Annotated in this window: 12 protein-coding genes; 4 read left to right on the top strand and 8 right to left on the bottom strand. The window is 36.3% G+C overall.

The window, feature by feature from the left end; genetic code table 11:
• The 3 genes from ACFIL2_RS04350 to ACFIL2_RS04340 form a co-directional block, all read left to right on the top strand.
• Positions 1-2,332, top strand: a 2,332-nt coding sequence (locus tag ACFIL2_RS04350; RefSeq protein ID WP_375680102.1) for an autotransporter outer membrane beta-barrel domain-containing protein, incomplete at its 5' end; no start/stop codon positions are given.
• A 140-nt stretch (positions 2,333-2,472) separates the two neighbouring features.
• On the top strand, positions 2,473-4,503 hold the full coding sequence (locus ACFIL2_RS04345) for an autotransporter outer membrane beta-barrel domain-containing protein (RefSeq protein WP_375634765.1): 2,031 nt from the start codon (positions 2,473-2,475) through the stop codon (positions 4,501-4,503).
• 136 nt (positions 4,504-4,639) lie between these two features.
• Positions 4,640-7,774 carry an autotransporter outer membrane beta-barrel domain-containing protein gene (locus ACFIL2_RS04340; RefSeq protein WP_375680101.1) on the top strand — a complete coding sequence of 1,045 codons (3,135 nt, stop codon included), beginning with the start codon at positions 4,640-4,642 and terminating at the stop codon, positions 7,772-7,774.
• Between the two features lie 1,711 nt (positions 7,775-9,485).
• Here ACFIL2_RS04340 and ACFIL2_RS04335 read toward each other — a convergent pair.
• From ACFIL2_RS04335 to parA, 8 genes are all read right to left on the bottom strand, one after another.
• Positions 9,486-9,890: a flagellar protein FlgN gene (locus ACFIL2_RS04335; RefSeq protein ID WP_273790974.1), complete on the bottom strand. Its 405-nt coding sequence runs from the start codon at positions 9,888-9,890 to the stop codon at positions 9,486-9,488.
• A gap of 110 nt (positions 9,891-10,000) precedes the next feature.
• Positions 10,001-10,264 (bottom strand): hypothetical protein, encoded by a 264-nt coding sequence (locus ACFIL2_RS04330; RefSeq protein ID WP_375680100.1) that lies wholly within the window; start codon positions 10,262-10,264, stop codon positions 10,001-10,003.
• A 2,320-nt stretch (positions 10,265-12,584) separates the two neighbouring features.
• The gene (locus tag ACFIL2_RS04325) at positions 12,585-12,818 is read right to left on the bottom strand and encodes a hypothetical protein (RefSeq protein WP_375680099.1); all 234 of its coding nucleotides are present in this window, start codon (positions 12,816-12,818) and stop codon (positions 12,585-12,587) included.
• A 942-nt stretch (positions 12,819-13,760) separates the two neighbouring features.
• The gene (locus tag ACFIL2_RS04320; protein WP_375632885.1) at positions 13,761-13,919 is read right to left on the bottom strand and encodes a hypothetical protein; all 159 of its coding nucleotides are present in this window, start codon (positions 13,917-13,919) and stop codon (positions 13,761-13,763) included.
• 52 nt (positions 13,920-13,971) lie between these two features.
• A complete protein-coding gene (locus ACFIL2_RS04315) occupies positions 13,972-14,241 on the bottom strand; it encodes an EexN family lipoprotein (protein WP_375632897.1) in 270 nt (89 codons plus the stop codon).
• Between the two features lie 142 nt (positions 14,242-14,383).
• The gene (locus ACFIL2_RS04310) at positions 14,384-14,500 is read right to left on the bottom strand and encodes an EexN family lipoprotein (RefSeq protein WP_375680098.1); all 117 of its coding nucleotides are present in this window, start codon (positions 14,498-14,500) and stop codon (positions 14,384-14,386) included.
• 1,090 nt (positions 14,501-15,590) lie between these two features.
• Entirely contained in the window at positions 15,591-15,821 is a 231-nt protein-coding gene (locus tag ACFIL2_RS04305) for a plasmid partition protein ParG (protein ID WP_375613561.1), read from the bottom strand.
• Positions 15,818-16,447 carry a ParA family partition ATPase gene (gene parA / locus ACFIL2_RS04300; RefSeq protein WP_375613562.1) on the bottom strand — a complete coding sequence of 210 codons (630 nt, stop codon included), beginning with the start codon at positions 16,445-16,447 and terminating at the stop codon, positions 15,818-15,820. The genes ACFIL2_RS04305 and parA overlap by 4 nt, the downstream gene beginning before the upstream one ends.
• A gap of 996 nt (positions 16,448-17,443) precedes the next feature.
• On the opposite strand from parA, the gene ACFIL2_RS04295 reads away from it, so the two are divergent.
• Positions 17,444-17,773, top strand: a complete 330-nt coding sequence (locus ACFIL2_RS04295; protein ID WP_375680097.1) for a TIGR01244 family sulfur transferase — start codon at positions 17,444-17,446, stop codon at positions 17,771-17,773.
• Positions 17,774-18,541 lie beyond the last annotated feature (768 nt).

The following is an 18,541-nucleotide window of genomic DNA, read 5'->3' as shown; positions in this document are numbered from 1 at the left end:
TTATAAGAAAAATTTTTTGTTATGTACAATTGCTGGAACTTTGATTTTTTCTCATTTCGGTTCAACTTATGCAAATACATCAGCTCCTACAATGGTTATGGCTCGTGCGGATAAAGCAGGAGAAGAAAAAACCTTTAATAACGTTTTTATCCGCAGCGCATATACAACAGTGGTTGCTGATGACAAAGCCTTTATCACCATTACAAATTCAACAATGCGTTCAGACTCAAATTTATTTACCGCAACAACAGGTGGGCGTATTCATGCTAAAAAAACTGTAGGAAAATCAAATTCCCGTGGTTTAGAAATTTCAAACGGCATCATCCATATTGAAGATTCAATCATAAATGTTTCCGGACATCACAAAAGTCGTGGTATCCTTTTTGATTACATCCCAAGTTCCCAAGTAAAAGAGGGCGAAAAAGTTATCAATAAAGCAATTCTTACCAACACAAAACTTCTTGTTGAAAATGGTATTGGTATTCTAGGACCAGATTATGCAAAATCTGTTGCTGAGGTAGAACTTAAAAGTTCAGAAATTCGTTCTGATATATTATTAAAAAATAAAATCCCAGAAAACTCAAAAGATATCGATCCTCGCACTTTTATATTAAGCGCTGACAATTCGATTATAGAAGGACGAGCAAAGACTTTACCTCAAAATACAACGATTTTTACTCTCAACAATAACAGCAAGTGGTCCCTAAAGATTAGTCAATTTGAAGTAGACAAAGAATTTGACAGCTCTAAAGGATACTTGCTCACTGATATTAAACAACGTGCACAGTCTATTGTCTCAGTATTGAACCTTAATAATAGCTCTATTATATTTAATGCGCCGCATAAACTAGCAGACAATCAGTATCAAACCTTGCATGTGGGAAAACAGCCAACAGCTGAAGCTGCGAAAACAGAGCAAAACAGAAGCTCTGATGCAACAACGGTTTACAATGCATTGGGCAACGCAAAGATTTACTTTAATACCGAATGGAGTAATGGTCTTGTAAAAGAACAACAAAAAACTGACCGTGTTCTCGTTCATGGTAATGTCTCAGGCACCACAACGATCTATTTCAACAATCTTTCAAAGCGTGCAGAACCATTCGATAATGATGAAGTTTTAATTCCTTTGAATGTGCGTGGTCTCTCACTTGTTCAGGTGTCTGGAAAAGCAGAGGAAGCCGCCTTCACGCTGGCAAATGGCTACACTACAATGGATGGATTGCCCTATAAATATGTATTAAATGGCTATGGACCAACATCCAGCCGTGGGAGAGCTGACAAACAGCAAAGTCTCTTGCAAGAAAGTGAAGAGTTTTGGGATTTCCGTCTACAAAATGCGACTCTTGATGATGAAGGAAAAATCAAAGCTCTTGTTCCTCAAATGGCAAGCTATTTGGTTATGCATAATGCAATATTCTCCTCTGGCTTGGCTGATATAAACAATCAAAATACACTGTTAGATAATATGCACTCAACAGTTTTTGGATTAGAAGGTCATAAACAAAAAGGGATATTTTTATCGACTTATGGCAACAAGATGACGTTATCTTCCAGCCGTAGTCCATTGGAGTATGGTTATGGTGCTAATGTTCACTATGCTGCTATACAAGCAGGCATGACATTAACAACGTTAGAAAATCAAAATATAACCGCGAATCTTGGTCTTTTAGGCACATATGGAAAGCTCGCTTTTACGCCAAAGGACATGGAAGGTTCTGACAAAAGCATACTGGATAAATGGTCCTTTACGGTATATGGGAATCTCCATCATGACAATGGTCTCTATATTAATGCACTTTTCTCCTACGGCATTTTAAACGGACATATTACAACAGCCCTTATCGGCAACACCACAGAATTAAACAATACGGATACATTAAATATATCAGCTACCGTTGGACAAAAACTAGCAACTGGTGTTGAAGGGCTGTCTTTTGAACCACAAGTACAACTTATTTATCAACATATTGCCTTTGGCACTCTTTCAGATATTGATGGCTTCCAAGTTAATATAAAGCCCCCTCATCAATGGTTGGTCCGTATTGGAGGGCGTTTAACAAAAACAATACTTCCTATTGAAAAAGATCGTTTTCTTTCTTTTTATGGTAAATTGAATGTCATCAAAGCTTTTGGTGAGGAGCGCACTATCGATGTTATGGAATCTTTCCATCTCGATTCTATGGGCTCTTCCCTTGAAGGTGGACTTGGCATTAACGCGCAGCTTTCTAAAAATATCGCACTTCATGCTGACGTTAATTACCAACATAAACTTCAAAAAGCTGGGTTCTCTGGAATTAATTTTTCCGGAGGAATGCGTTATCGCTTTTAGAAATCTTAGCTCTCTATTTTGACGCATAAGCAGCGCTGAGATGAAAACAGTGCTGCTTAACTACATTACAAAAAACCGCAATGTGTCAAAAAGTGGTTCATTTTTAGCAAAACAAAGAAAATATCTTAAGGAACATCTCTATGCATAAGAATCTTTTGTTATGTACAGCCGCTTGTGCTTTATTTTTTTCTTCTTTTAACTTCACATCTACCAGCACCGCCTCTGCTCTAAGCCCCCAGGAACGCTATGCTATTGATTTAATAAACACACCAACACAAGCAGAAAAAAATCTTGAAAAGATAGCCTCTGGCGCCATGATGGAAGATAATTCGCACTTCAACCAAGCACTTGAAAATCATATGGATCGTGTAAGAAATACGATTAACAGCTCTTTTGCAGGTGCAGGTCGTTATAGTTCTGGTACACATATAAACGTGGTGAACCGCGAAATGGATAATATACGCGCCCAAGCCATGGCAAACAAACACCCTCTGGATATACAACATATGATGAAAGCCAGAGCATACCTTGAACAATTACGTCAGAACCGATTAAAAACAAGAGAAAATTTATTACGTGGCTACGATAAAGCAATTTCTGATGCCGTGCAAGCAGCAAAAATCCTTGATGCTGATAATCAACAGCGTGTTAATACCGCGCGCCAACAATCGGTGAGCCAAGACAATCATAATTGGTTTGAACTGCAAAATAAAGCAGAAATATTACATAAAGCAGCACAAGTGGATAGTGCTTTACAAGGACAAAACAAGGAACTTTCCAATACTTTACGCAAAGCAGTAGCAGTATTAGAGACTTTGAACAACGATGGAATAACTAACGTGAAGAAAAAAGGAGAGACAACCCCTCCTGCATCTGAAAAGAATAAACAACCTCTTATTGACTCCAGCACAGGACAAAGACGCGCTAGTGATAAATTACCACCCGCTCATGTTGCTGCCCAACACAAGGACAGTTCATTCACAAGAACAGATCATGGAATGAGACAGCCTAAAATAAATGAAAATTCGCAATCTGATATTGATCCCCAAACAAACACCACTTCCTCAGCATCAAAAACAACTCTTAATACATCAGCAAAAGCGCATATGAATTTGCTCCCAAAGGTTGGAAATACTGCTACCGCGGCTACAGAGAGCACCTCTAAACTTACAGATGATGATAAAGCAACTGCAACTTCTACTTCTCTTAATGGGACAGCAAAAAGAACAATTCTTACACCACAAGAAGAAAGCTCTTTAGTCATGCCTATCGCGATGTTTGCTGTTGGGTTTAGTGATGTCAACAATCAAAATATCTTGTTAGACAATATGCAAATAACAATGTTTGAGCCCAAAGATCATCCAGAAAGAGGCGTTTTCTTATCCTCTTATGGCAATAAAAGCACGTTTTCTTCCAAGGTTCAAGCAGAACAAGATGGTGTTCAAGCAGATATTCGCTATGCTGCATTGCAAGCAGGAGCAACATTAATAGCGCTAAAAGATCAAAATATCAGCAGCAACTTTGGTCTTTTCGGAACATATGGGAAATTATCTTTTACTCCTAAAAACAAGGAGAGCTTTCAAAAAAATATGTTTGATAAATGGTCACTCACCGCATATGGAAATATTCAGCATGACAGTGGCATCTATGCAAGTGCATTTCTCTCTTATGGAATTTTCAAAGAAAATCATGCTACAGCTCTCATTAAACATACCTCAAAAGTGAAGAATAGTAAAACATTAGGAGCCGCTGCAACTGTTGGTCAAAAACTGTCAACCAATTTGGAAGGTGTAATCCTAGAACCACAAGCACAACTTGTTTATCAACGTCTCATGCTTGGTTCTTTATCAGATAGGAGCTCTTTCTCAGATGACGATAACTCTAAAATAGACATAAGCAAACCTCATCAATGGTTGCTTCGTATTGGTGGACGTTTGACACAAAACAAAGGACATGCCCTTTCCTTCTACGGAAAACTGAACATGATCAAAACTTTTAGTGAAAACTTTTCGCTTGCTGCTATGGGATCTTTAATCGAAGGTGGTTTTGGTATTCAGGCGCACTTATCGCAAAATATAGAGCTTCATAGTGATATCAGCTATCAACATAAATTCAAAAAAGCTGGCATCTCTGCAATAAATATTGCCGCTGGAATGCGCTATCACTTTTAAAAATACTTGTATCCCTTATCTTGAAATACAAAGAGATCTCATTATGTTTCGTTTTGCCTCTTACAAAAGAGACATAATGAGGCCAAAGTTTTATTTTTTATGAGAGAGGGGAGAAATATTTTAGGAATACATCCATATGAAAAAAAGCTTCTTACTATACACAGTTTCTGGAATTCTGTTTTGTTCTTCCACCAGTATGTCTTATGCTATTCATAGTACAAATCCATCAACAACGATAGATTCTTCTTCTCTACAACCTGCTCGTGTCAAGTCACAAATAAATCTATCCGGAGTTTTTGATCCGTATAAAGATCCATATGATGGAATCGGGCAAATTATGCCATCATATTCATATCCACCTTCAACATCTAGCTCTACAAGAACAATCATAACCCTTCCTCCTACAGGGAATAAAACTACAACGCCTACTTCTACAAGCACTCTACCTCCCAAAACACAACTTGAAGGAAATTCAGCTGGAAATATAATTTCTTCTTCAAAACAAAACTCTGATCTTGGTCAAGGAAGTACACAAACACCAAAGACTAAAGTTACAGAAGGTGTACAATCTAACCCTACAACACAAAACACTCTTACACAATCTCTAACGACAGAAATAGCTTCAACAACAGGAATGAAAGCAAAATCTAGAAGACGTTCAGGGGCGCCCTCCTCTTCTGCAGACTCTTCCAGCGAAAAAACACTATCGAATTCTGCTGTGTCTTCACAGCCAGAACCTACACAACCTTCACCGAATTTACAACCAACACTTACAAAGTCTGAACCTACAAGCACGGAACCTACAAAACCAACAACAGAGCAAATACCAACATCTAATGAACCAGAACTCGCACAACCAATATCTTTAAGAGTAGAAACTGAAAAACCAGCATTACTGGTACCACCAAAATCTGCAAAACCAGCGCCAGTGCAATCTTCATATGCACAAAAAATATCTGAAAAATCAGAGATTGAAAAAACAATATCACCAATAAAACAACCTGAAAAGTCTACACAAATTGAGGATATAAGCGCTGGAGTTGAAGCTAAAAACGGTGAGATCATAACGCTACATAACAAAAAAATTCAAGACAATAGTTTTGCTGTACATGCAGAGGGAAATAATTCAAAAGTCAACATGATAGGGGGAAAGGTTGATGCGCGTTTTGTTGCACTAAGCGTATCAGATGGTGGAGAAATTGATGCTACAGGCATTAGTGTAACAGCAGAAACAGCTGGTTTGGTAAACATGGAGGGCACAATCAAACTTAAGGATTCAAGCGTACATGTCACGGGAAATTATGAAGCAGACGGTATTATTTTCCGCAACAATCCGTATAATGCCCCTAGAAAACGATATACACGCAATGCTGAAAGGAACACCAATGCCGTTCAAGAACAAGATGTAGCCAATATTGCTGATAAAGTAACCCTAGAGAATACAAAGCTTTTCGTTGAACATGGTAGCGGTATCAACCTTTATGGAACAGGCGTAAACGGGGAAGTCAACCTTAAAAATTCAGAAGTTCATGCCGATATTTTATTAAAAAATATCAAGAACGAAAGTGCCTCCACAAACACCATTACATTAGTTGCAGACCACTCTTCTTTAGAAGGTCGGGTAAGAACTTCTAAAGATAATAGAACAGTTTTTGATCTAAAAGAGAGGACGAAATGGCTTTTAAAGGCGAATAAAAATGCCACAAATAATGATAATATTTTAAATGACTATAGACAGTTTGGTGTTGATGAAAAATCATACTCTAATCTTTCTGAATTGCAGCTTACAAACAGTGCCATTATGTTTGACAAGCCAGTGGAGGGACATTATCAAACTCTGTTTATAGGACCTAATCTTTCGCAAGAAGACGAGACAACTCACACAGCAGCGGTTTATAGTACAGCGGGTCTTGCAGAGATTTATGTAAACACTCAATGGGATAAATATTCTCCTATCACGGAACAACAAACTGATCGCATTGTGATTAATGGTGATGTCTCAGGAAGTACTGTTGTTCACATCAATCTCCAAACCGATAGCTCTGCTGTTTGGGAAGAGAAGATGGCTTCACTTCCTTTAGGGACACATGGGATTTCAATCATTCAAGTTTCCGGACAAGCAAACGAAAATTCCTTCACGTTAGCAGGAAACTATATGACAATAGGGAAACAACCTTATAAATATGTACTCACAGGCTATAAGCCTGGAACATCTCATGAGAGCCAAAATCTTTTTGGCAAGAAGAATAGTGATTTCTGGGATTTCCGCTTACAAAATGCCTACATTGATAAGGATAAAAAAGTTCGAGCCCTTTTACCACAGGTAGCAAACTATTTAACCATATCTAATACTTTATTTTCTGCTGGATTTACTGATGTAAACAATCAAAACACGTTGTTAGACAATATGCGAACAACAGTATTTGGGGCAAAAGACAATAAAAAGAATGGTATCTTTTTCTCTTCCTACGGCGAGAAGGTCACCCTATCTTCCAACCGCGATCCACTGCACTATGGTTATGGTGCTGATGTAAACTATACTGCTTTACAATTAGGGGGCATATTAGCCGCCTTAGAAAGCAAAGACATAAGCACACATTTTGGTCTTTTAGGAACGTACGGAAAGCTTGCCTTTACGCCAAAAGAGATGCAAGATTCTGAAAAGACAACGCTTGATAAATGGTCACTTACCGCTTATAGCGGCATCCAGCATAGCAATGGTATATATGTCAACGCTCTTCTTTCTTACGGAACCTTAAAAGGAAATATTACCACAGCTCTTGTTGGGAATGCCGCAAAATTGGATGGTACCGAGATGCTTAATATATCTGCAACCATTGGTCAGAAATTAGCAACCGATACAAAAGGGCTGGTCTTTGAACCACAAGCTCAATTCATTTATCAAAATCTCATGTTTGATATTTTCTCAGATACCAATGGCTTAAAAGTAGACATGGGCAATCCACATCAATGGTTGATCCGTTTTGGTGGACGTTTAACAAAAACGATAATGGCTGTTGAAGAAAACAAAGCTGTTTCCTTCTATGGTAAAATGAATATTATCAAAACTTTTGGCGATGGTAAAACAATAAAAATTGCTGATACCTTTCATGTTGATCCTACCGGCTCTTCAGTTGAGGGAGGCATGGGGGTGAATGCATATCTTTCTCAAAATATCGTACTAAACGCCGATATCAGCTATCGGCAAAAACTGCAAAAAGCCGGTGTATCTGGCACCAATTTGTCTGGTGGAATACGTTATCGTTTCTAAAGCAGAAGTTAATTTTAACTTAAATAAAAAAGGCAGCACAAAGTGCTGCTTTTTTATTTAAATTTATATATTTTTTTAAATTCTCAAAAATCATTATCACATCAAAGAAGATTTTGACTTATAATATTTCTTTTGCATATTGAATAAAAAACTGAATACCATAACATTCTCTCATCAAAATACCCCATGCATAAAATTTGATGTCTTATATTATCACCACACCTCAAGCGATGATGTTTTTACAGCACAACAGAATAAGCATTCATGCGGATTTAAAAAAGTCAGCCCCTTCTTCGCTGTGGACGCTCCATTTATTTTAGATGATGTACATTTAATATACCTGCTATAAAGACTAGTATCTGGTATAAATTCTTAAAGGCATGTTTTTCCTCTAAAATCTCAATGCTACACCAACTCTATCATAAGGCAACACGTTGATTTGTAAAGATAATTTATTGTTTTCCATGTTAAATGAGAATCCAGAATACCGTCAGATTCTTTCATTTCAGACCTGTTCCATGTTGAATCAACAAAAACCATATCTCTTACAAGTGACAAGGGGGAAGAGCCATAGGGATAAAAAACTATTAAGAAAGGATTGAAAATACCTCTAATGAACTATCTTAAGTGCCAAGGGCTGGAGCAACATTGGGGGCAAACAAAGAATATGACAATGTTGAAAAATATAACAATATAAACTTGCTCTTTTATTAAGTATAAAGATGGTCGTACCCTATAGATTTTATATTATTTCCATGAGAACTTTCTTATTATACCATTCACAAGCGCCGTTGCATCAAAGATGTCGTTGCGCCACCCCACAAATACCATCACGAAATAGACTTGAGAGCTTAGATATCTCTTTAAAACAAGGGCGTGAATTAGGAATAACAAATCCATTCTATTTTGAGTATTTTGTCGTGCATGAAGGACGTGCACCCAGTAAAACACACAATAAAAAAAGCGTAAAACAATGCGTAATCTTCATTATTTAACAGATAGTGCTTTAGATGCTTTTGAAAGACATAAAGCTAAATTAAAGGACGGCGGTACAGAGGGACGCTGATTTCTACCCCTTTATTCTTTCCCAATGAGATTGCCTCCCCATTTCAAATATTACGCCAACAAAGGTATACGCAATATACTCGCTCAAATCTGGATGCTCTCTCAATCTGGCATACAAAAACTAAAACAACAGAATGAAATAATAACCGCTTTAATTTTTGTCTCAAGCATATAGATTTAAACAACTAACCGCGTCATATCACCACACTTCAAAGGACAGTATTCCATGAGGCTTATAGGCAATATTCATCACATACTCTCAAAAGACTCAATGTATAAACCTTACATTACCACACCCCCAAGGAAGCTGTTTTTAAGGCATCACAGGCTGGTCTAAATATTCTCTCCTCCCCCTAAACTAAAAAATGAAGCTCCCGATTAACTCAGTCTGCAAACAATGCTCTGTAAATAATCCGCCTTCTCTGAGTTCTCTTCCAGCCAGCTTCTCACCGCATGCGGTTCACATCACGACACCTTAAAAGACATTGTCTTAAGAACAGCGTTTTACAGTACATCAGGATAATAATTTAAATACCAAAATGCGCTTAAAACAAGTCTACTCACTAAACGCACTATTTATCCAAATCAACTGCCCTACCTAATCATTGTCATTACTTAGAACAACCCGTATTAATCAGATTTGAATTTATTCCTCTATTTCTTTTGCGCGTCCAGATAGTTGTATAGCTCTAGAAAGATCATTAACTGCATTTAAATGTGTTTGAAGTAATTCACTATTACGCTGTAATTTTTCTTGTAAATCAGACAACAAACTTTCAACCTCATGCTCAATATCTTGATTCATATAGCGCTTCACATCACTCATGGATTTATTAAGATCACGCAAACCACGTATTTTACGCAAATTTATTTCTTCGTAATCTGGAACACCACTACTCTCTAGCATATTGCTTTCATAATCAACAACTTGTGCTAATCCTTTAACAGCAGCAACAAATTTTGTCATCGCCCAATCACGATCAATAAGGTTGTTATCAAGAACTTTTGCTTTTGCCGCAAAACTATCATCACCATATTGCACTACAGACATTTTTACTTCCCCTTCAACACTATTGTTCAATCTTACTTTCAAATGAGGGAGATTAAACAGGCTCTCTTCAATGCTGATACACTCAACCAAGCTCGTGGTGCAAACATTGCTCAAACAACAGCACGACAATCCTTCAAAGCGTATACCACTTCAACTTTCAACGCGTTCTCTCGAATATTTTTCTTGCTTTGCTCCAAAACCATCATTGCGGCTATACTAATCCATAAAAACGCTATAAACTTAAACCTTACAGCAATATCGAAACTTCCATATTTGCTCTGTCTATTTCGCCTTGCCGATTTTATCTTTGCCGATTTTATCACGAGCTCATCTTCAACAGAAAATAACAATGCTTTCACGAAAACTTCAGCCACAAAAACTGCCTGCCGACAAAGAACCGCAGCCTATCTTGCAGCATATAAAGATGTAAGCCCATGAAAAATTTCAGCATTTTACCGATAGCAGCATTTTACCCTCCATAACCTTATGGCTCTCTCTGCACTTAAACTTGCACATCTTCTAGCGCCCCATAAGATGGCACCAGACAAGATCAGTTTGCACCCATTCAAAAGGCCCCCCTCTCCCATGCTCTTTCTGCACACATGCAGTATTTCGCATAAAACACAAAAAGAATGCTCTTTTGAACAGATCAGCCACACAGCAATATAAAAAAAGACATCTTAAAATAGCTAAACAGCCATCAATCTTCCTTTTTTAAATTATCATTCGCTTTTCTTTGCAATGAACAACTATATAAGATTTTTTGAACCTTTTCAAGAGTTTCTTAGCCAATCAGTTCGATACGTCTTCAATCGCATATTCACGCGCTTGTTTTAAAGAAACATCTCTTAAGTGCACCCAAGCCTATTTCGCGCCGCGGCCCATGAATGCATGAATGGTATAATGATAAATCTCCTATGACATGTATAAAATCCATTGAGCATTTTCCATCTTTACGCTTAATAAAAGAAGCAAGCAGCACCATCATATATTTTGCTAACCCCTTATGTTCTGATACCCTTGACACTTAAGACAGTTCATAAAGCGTGGACTTTCTTGTACAATTTCTCTGCGCATAGGAGCTCCCTGCTTGTAACTGCAAAAGACATTGTTTTAGTTAATTCACCACGAAACAGATTTGGAATGAAAAAAATTCCAGTATTCAGGGCTCTAATTCAAGTTGAATAACGATAGATTATCATTATAAATCAAAATATTATCCAATGCATAATGCTTAACGCTCCCCCATTGATATTTTCAGAATTTTCACGGCATCTTCTTACAGATTATTTCATTCCATAACACAGTTTGCTCTTAATATCGCGACTTTACATGCGCTACTAGTATAAAAACAGAGAAACAATCATTTTATAATCAAGGTACAATTTTTGTTTACGATCTTTCTCTCGTTTTCAACCTTTTAAATGCGGCTCTTCTCTTTCATAATCATCACATTTCAAATCTATTCCATGTTGAATAAATTAAAATCACTTGCTTGCACATCACAAACAACGCCCTGATGTGTTGATAAAATACGCTGAAAGAAAAAGTCCTCTTATGAACCTTAGCAAATGCCAAGAACTATAATAAACATTGGAAGCAAGTGTACGATGATCGTGACTTGCTCTTTCATAAGTATAAAGATGATAGCATTTTATAGATTTTTATATTATTCAAAGTTTATATTATTTCACGAGAGCTTTACTGTTATACTATTCACATTTACCGTTATACCATTTACGAATGTCATCGTAAAATGTCTTTCGTGTGCGTTAAGAGATATTTCTTTAAAACAAGTACATAAATATGCAATACAAATATACTAATATACAACATAAGTATATTTCTTTTGGAGCGTTCTTTACTTTTGTGCAAAACATGCCCCATTAGAGCAGCATTAACCAATCTTGCTATGAGATAAACGATCAGAAAACATTTTTGTCTTCCGCCGCTCACCTTAAAGAACTAAGATCTTAACTCAATCGGCTCTGTACGCAGTCCGAATCTTTGTCAAACGCTCTTCTCTTGACTTTCCCCTCATCTGATTCACTTAAACGAAAGGCTCAACAAATAAACCTACGAATATTCATCGTACACTAAAAAATACTTAAACGTTCCAAGAAAACGTATATGTCTTATATTACCGTTATAAATGACAGTGCTTTATAGCATAACAGGATAAAAAAGTTTCCAGCAACACAAAACTTACAAAATCAATCAATAGTCCTTTTAAAGCTTTCTTTTTTTAGGATTCACAATACTCCAACTCCTTAAGCTTTTATAAAAAAAGAAACAATTTTAAGCTTGCCGAATATGTTGTATCAGCAATATATTACAGATTGTAACATATTGTTATTCATAAAATCACCTCAAAAAGAACAGAAAGAGGTTTTTATGGCTGATCTCGTAAAAGCCGCTATGCTTTATTCAACCTTGATTATCACCATCAATGCTTTTGTTGTTATTTTAGTTCTCGTAATAGAAATATACTAAGCATACTCTCTTGGCTTATTGTAATCTGTGCAAATAAGCATCTTAATTTCACATAAGATCAAAGAAAAATTTTAATTCTACAGATAAACCACACACCCAATTTCAAACATCGCTTGCAACTATTTGAGGTGTAAACTCTGCTTTTTGTATGCATTTTTAACCATCATTGTCCATCTTTTCACGCTATCTTGAATCTCAACTTCATCCCCAGCTTAAAAAACGAAATTTTCTACCAGATCCGATCTGTAAATAATTTGTCTCCTTATTGAGTAAGTTCCTTTTGCTTCCCCCTTCAGGGCATCTCACAATCCTAAAGGATAATATTTCATGAAGCTTATGATAAATCCATTGAACACCATCTTTACCCTTATGAGAGAATAAACCAGCAGCAGCACACACTTTTCCAGCCCCAAATGTTGCAATAACCTTTAGCACTTGAGATCGTTTATAAGAGGCATTTTTACTTCTTTCTCCAACAGTTTTTATCTACACGGCTCTCCCCGCTTGTACCATGCAAGAAGATGGTTTTAATTAATTCAACCGAAAACAGATTTGGAATAAGAGAAGCTTACTATATTCGAGATCCTTATTCAGCATAAAATAATTAAATCATTTTTATAAATCAAAGTGTTATTTAGAAAAATATTCATCACACGCTCGAGAACAAAAAACACCTCATACGTAAAGTTTTATATGAGCTCCACCGCTCAACATGATAATATCACGACACAATCAAGATAAAAAAATAACAAGGAAAACCCTTGTAAACTCAGAAAAGAGAGAGGAGAAAAATGAAAAGATGTGGAGAGCGCTCAATTCCTCACACATCCGGCAAAACCGTCCTAGCAAAACTGTCTCACAACTTAACTAATGTTATAATATTCTCAAATCAAAAGAAATTTTTTAAAAATAGTTTGAGAAAAACATTTGAGTATGAAACGATAATAATTCTATTCAGAATGTTTTTCTCTTTATTAAAACAGAGAAAGTAATTTCCAAACAAATGTTTCCTCCTAATTTTTCCGAAATTAGCCGCAACACTTAAAGACGATCTTAGTGTGATGAAACATTTATTTGTGATAAACGCAAAAAAAACACCCCAAAGATAGATTTAATCTCAATATTTTAAATACATGTAACCAAAACATTAAAAAATTAGCAGTAACACATAACAACTCATTGGGAGGCAATACTATCTACAATTGAAAGCACTTTTGGGCTTAACAATGACAGTATAGCATCCGTTTACACAAAGAGTACTGATCGTAAACGACTAATTCTTGAAGCCATAAAAAGATTCTCTAAAAGTTAGAGAGAGCCTAAAAACGTAATAGAATCAAGAACTAAACAATTCCTTATTTATTGAATTGTATGTTTTTAATTAATGCCAAACATCAGTTCCATATATGCTTGTCTGGCATGTTGGCAATTTTTAGATTTCTCCATAGAAGATTGATCCAGCTTTTCACATTTTTTTGCCCACTCTTCGAGTAATGTTTTATCTTTCTTAAATTTAGTTTTTTTCGCAACCAGCAACAACAAGTCCAGTACAAACCAGTAATGCTGTAATAATGACTTTATTCATGATTTAATTCCCTTCCTTTTTCTCTTCAGTTTTTTTCTCGTCATCATGTACAAAGCTTGAACCAGGCCAATCTCGGGCATGAACTTCACGATACGCTTTATCTGCGTTTTTACAATTTTGAGAATCTAAATCCTCTGATATCATGCATTTCATTGCCCATTGCTCGAGTAATTTGGGATCCTTCTTAAATTCCGATACGCTATAAGTTTTTTCACAACCAGCAACGACAAGTCCAGTACAAACCAGCAATGCTGTAATAATGGCTTTATTCATCAATAAAATTCCCCTTTTTTCAAATTTACAAAGTTTAGGACACAATTTAGGGCCTTAAAAAAAGTTCTACATATGCTTGTCGAAGGTTTTTACAATTTTGAGAGGATTTGAGCGGTGAATCATCCTTCTCACATTTCTTTGCTCATTCCTCGTATAATTTTTCATTTGTTTTAAATTCTTTTACACTATAAGTTTTTTCACAACCAGTAACAGCAAGTCCCACGCAAAGCAGTAGCGCTGTTATAATGATCTTGTTCATGATTTAACCCCTCTCTTTGTTTTATATTTTATTAACAATATCTTTGGATTCACATCCCCTCCTATATTGTGACCTTGCGTCTAATTTTCCTTTGCAAATACGTACACTTCCAACGCAAACATGTTAAATCATAAGAGCCTCTTTCATTTATCAGACTTGCATTTGTAACATTATCTGCACGGCAGCTCTTTGTATTTGAAGTGTTAAAACTTCAGTAAAAATTCTGATATCTTGACATTCTCAAAAAGCTTTTTAATCATTTCTTTTCCTTCAAGAACCTTTTGGTAACGAGAAGCAGCACGATATCTTACCCAAAATTCGTCATGCCTATATCCATTGCAAATTCTCTGCAAACGAAAGAATACAGCTTTTAATCAACTAATTGCGCTCTTATCATTTCTAAACCACCGGAAAAGAAAGAAAGCTTTAAGTCCCCCTGTACTTTTTAAAAGCCAATAGAAATGCTAAAAAAGCGATCTTATACATTCCAATTGAAGAAAAAAGCCTATTGCCTTGCGTACCATTACAACTGGCATTAAATATTTAAGACTATAAAATCATATAAATGTAAGAAATATTTTCTATAATATACTCAATGACTTCTTTTGTTTATTAGGAAAAATTATAGCGCGTCAATATCAGTAAATTTTACTTATTTTTATCCCCCCCTTTATAAACAATGAATATAATTTAATAAAACGGATTGCTGCATAACAGAAAAAAATAATCAAGGCTACTCTTAATTACATTATTTACGCATGTATTAAGTACAATAAACAAAAAAATAACCTGATGTTTAAAATCATTATCAAGATAATTTTTATGGAAGAATAAACTTATCTACTCATCTAGCGGATAAGATCACAAGTAGTATGATGATTATCACATTTATAGGGAAAAGTTTGAAACGGAGAATTTTTCGCAAACTCATAGCTCTTTCATGCGATGATACAGAACCTTATGAAAAACAACTTGAATGAAGCAACCATCGTGAAAAAAGAAGAGCACTTTTATTATTAACTTCGTATAAAAACAATCGATATCATCTCTAGAAAAAGCACTCAAACCAATGAAATTATCGTATCATTTTTTACACTTTTCCGTATTTTTGTGAAAGCAATTCGCGGACCTCATCAGCTATTTTAGTTCCACGACTTGCACAACTGACCTTAATCAACCGATGCAAACTTTCTGGTATATCAATCGTGAGGCGCTTCATACCTCCACTCATGCTCCCTTTGTGGCTTCCTATCCATGCATCCGCTGTTAAAGGAATTGATTTATTGGTTGGTTTTGTGCCAATTTTAATTTTTTTACTCATCGTGCTAACTCCTTGATTTCCGCTGCAACCGCTTCAATCTCTGCCGCTGCGGGTCCTTGCTTATCAACTTCATAAACGGCCTTCCCCTGTGCTGCTGCTTCTGCAAAAATCACGCGCTGCGCAACACTAGAAGAAAGAACATGCACAGGGTATATGCCAAGAGCTTCGTTCACATCGCGCCCTATCGCTGTATTGACGATTTTACGATTAATAACAAAAGCAGATTTGAGATTCTCTTTATAAACGCGTGCTTCATCAATCAGCTTTACAATTCCATCCGCTGCCCAAATATCATAGGGACTAGGCAAAACAGGGATAAGCACCAAATCCGAAGCCATAAGAGCACTACGAGCAAGATCCGTCACACGCGGAGGACCATCGATAATAATATGATCATAACCATGACCAATCTGTGTAATCTCTTTGTGAACCGTTGCACGCGGTAAACCAATAACTGAAAACAAAGGAGCATCTTCACGTACAGCAGCCCAATCCAATGCGCTTCCCTGTGGGTCAACATCAATAAGCAATACCCGTGTACCAGTACGTGCAAAACTGGCAGCAAGATTAACACTCAACGTCGTTTTTCCGACACCTCCCTTTTGATTCAAAAGTCCAATGATCATCCATTACGCCTTTCAGTATTATCGTTTTTACGATTATACTGAAAGTAATAAAAGAAACAAGCATCCAATACGTGCAAAATAACCATTTCTCCCATTTTCAGGATAAATAACAATAGCCCGCAATTTTTTATAATATTCTTTAACATGAGCAAAACATTATGAAGATGATATTCTTGAAAATAACAAAATAAATTTAAAAGAGGCATGCTCTTCTTCCCCCCCACCCTAAAACGAAGATTCTTAAATCCATGTCGATCTGTAAACAATGCGCTGTAAATGATCCAGCTTCTTATTTTGCACCGGCCTTTTGGGATTCTCCCTTCATGCAATCCACTTAATGCAACTCTACAAACAAGCTCCACTCTGAATATACAACAAACTATAAGGAGAATTCATTGTTTTGCACGTTGAATGAGAGAGCCGAAATCAGGAAGATTCTCTCATTTCATGCCTCTTATATTAAATTAATCAAAATCATATCTCTTGTACGTACAAGCAGGGCTGGCGTGTGGGTAAAAACTGTACAAGAAAGGATTTAAAATGCTTCTTATGCAGAATCTCAAGTACCAAGAACTATTACAATATTGGAGGTTGGCAAATATAACAATGGTACCGACTTCCTTCTTCATAAGCGTAAAAAGGGTGGTGATCCATGAATTTTATACTCTTTGACGCTCGACAGAGTAAAATGGGCTTAAGAGAAATAAGGGTACCTCTAGCAAGCGCGTAAACAAACAACACAATGAAATGTCTATGTTTAGTAAACACTATAGATTATCCATAAAGACCAAACATCCGTCTTTTATAAGATCGCATAACGAACATGTTGCGGAATGAGATATTTTGCATCTTACAGCTCATTTTTCTCAAATAGATTTTCTCGACAAAAAGAATATTTTTGTTAAGATGCCAGTGAAAAACTTACCTTCATTATGTTCTTTCTATATACCAGACCAGAGGGTATCGTGAAGATCGTGCAATTGGGAATAAACAAAAATGAATTTACAACAAATTGAACCTGATATTTTTATCAGCACCCAACTTAGCATAGAAAATATCAAAACATTGGCACAAGCTAGTTTTAAAACAATTATCTGTAACCGCCCCGATCACGAAGAGCTCCATCAACCTGACTTTTCTAGCATTAAAACGGTCGCAAATGAATATGGCATAAAAGCCTATCACATTCCCATTTCTCCTCCAACTATAGAAAAGTCAGCTGTTGAAGCCATGCAAACAATTTTAAAAACAGCCTCTCTGCCTCTTCTTGCCTATTGTCATCACGGATCACGCTCGCTGCATCTTTATCGTTTAGCGCGTCTTTAAACAGAGGGTTCGCACATTTCCTACGCACCTTAAAAGACGAAAATTCTTAAATACGCATCGATTTGTAAAAAACAATCTGTCAATAATCTTTGTTTTGCGCCTTTCCTTTGGCTTGCCACTTCATAAAACTCTACAAGCAAGCTTTGCTCCTCAATATACAACAAGCATGCACACCCGAAGCCATAAAAATGCATGAAAATTCATATGATGATCAAAGAAAATTATTTTCACCTCACTTTTTATCACTGCTCCACCTTCTTTTTCTCTTCCTTTACCAATACGAGCTCATTCATACGCCACAGACACCTAAAACGACAGTAAAACCACTAAGAAAACCCATATTCCGAATAAAAGGCATGCAGAGTATTTTATAAAAAAGCAGTAAGCCATAATCTATGATTAACTGCGACATATTGATTTATAACAATTAATTATTTTGCACGTTGAGTGATAAATCCTAATACCGTAAGATTCTCTCAAGCCTATTTATAGTGAATCAATCAAAAGCGTGTTTCTTGCATGTCACAAGCAAGAAATATTCGTGTGAAATAAAACGAGTTAAGAGCAAACTCTCATAAGCGCTCTCAAATAGCCTAGACTGTACAACACTAAAGGCTTGTCAATATAACGGATGGTGTCGGATTGCTCTTTTATTAGGCATAAAGATGATAGCGCTCAACGGAGCTTTCAAGATACCATTCATGAGAGCCATCATGAAAATGAATATGAGAAGCGTTGAGAGATATTTCTTTAAAAGAAGTGCATAAA

Origin of the sequence: Bartonella sp. AP30XZML, assembly GCF_042195945.1 — a bacterium.
Lineage (GTDB): Bacteria > Pseudomonadota > Alphaproteobacteria > Rhizobiales > Rhizobiaceae > Bartonella.
This window is presented reverse-complemented; position numbering and strand designations above follow the sequence as displayed.